This is a genomic window from Streptococcus mitis (assembly GCF_001579035.1).
Taxonomy (GTDB): Bacteria; Bacillota; Bacilli; order Lactobacillales; family Streptococcaceae; genus Streptococcus; species Streptococcus mitis_J.
Genome location: NZ_KQ970287.1, coordinates 276,281 through 277,051, shown reverse-complemented (window position 1 = coordinate 277,051; position 771 = coordinate 276,281). Strand labels below are relative to the sequence as shown.

At 40.9% G+C, this 771-nt stretch carries 2 protein-coding genes; both read right to left on the bottom strand.

The annotated features are described in order from the left end of the window. Window positions 1-35 precede the first annotated feature (35 nt). On the bottom strand, window positions 36-467 hold the full coding sequence (locus SMIDD26_RS05780; RefSeq protein ID WP_061439443.1) for a GNAT family N-acetyltransferase: 432 nt from the start codon (window positions 465-467) through the stop codon (window positions 36-38). Window position 468: 1 nt separating this feature from the next. After that, a partial coding sequence (locus SMIDD26_RS11600) for an L-threonylcarbamoyladenylate synthase (RefSeq protein WP_419986653.1) occupies window positions 469-771 on the bottom strand: 303 nt, incomplete at its 5' end.

The following is a 771-nucleotide window of genomic DNA, read 5'->3' as shown; positions in this document are numbered from 1 at the left end:
AGTCCATTAGTTTGATTTTACAATAAGAAAATAAACTAAAAGATGCGAATAAACCGTTTCTGCATTTTATCACAAGTATAACCAACTTTTTCATAAAATGCATGAGCTCCCAGACGATGATCGGCAGAGTTTAAGCGGATAAACCCACAACCACGTCTTTTGGCTTCTTCTTCCAACCCTTGTAGTAAACTTTTACCAATACCTTGACCTTGCGCTTGAGGTGAAACTGCTAAGGCTAAGATATTAAATCCTGCTTTGGAATAAAGTGATTCATAGACCTCAGCGTGGACATATCCAAGCAAGGCATGACTAGCTGCATCCTCATAGCCAAGTAGGAAATGATGTGAATCCTGAGACAGTTTAGCTAGTTGACTAGCTGTGTCCTCTGGACTAAAAGAATAACCCAAAGCCTCTTGATTTATGTCGCATATAGCTTTCACATCTGTTTCTTGCAAATCTCTTAGCATTTTAAGCCTCCTCAAAAGAAATCTCTGGCAACTGAGTAAGAATATCTTCTCGCTTAATGGCCCCTTGGCGTAAGATTTTTGCCTTGTCTCCAGACAAATCCAAAATAGTTGAATCCTGTCCAGTTAGAAAAGCATCGTCTTCCAAACCCAGAACCTCTTGGTCAAAATCCTTCAGAATTTGTTCAAAGGTTACTCCACTTGCCTGACCTGAGATATTGGCAGACGGCCCAATCAAGGGACCTGTCTCTCGAATTAAATCCAGTGTGATAGGGACTGGGCATCCGAAATCCAACAGTTTCAAGAC

What these genes read in the sequence shown, in the direction of transcription:
- SMIDD26_RS05780 (WP_061439443.1), bottom strand. Translation starts at nt 467, where the DNA reads ATGCTAAGAGATTTGCAAGAAACAGATGTGAAAGCTATATGCGACATA.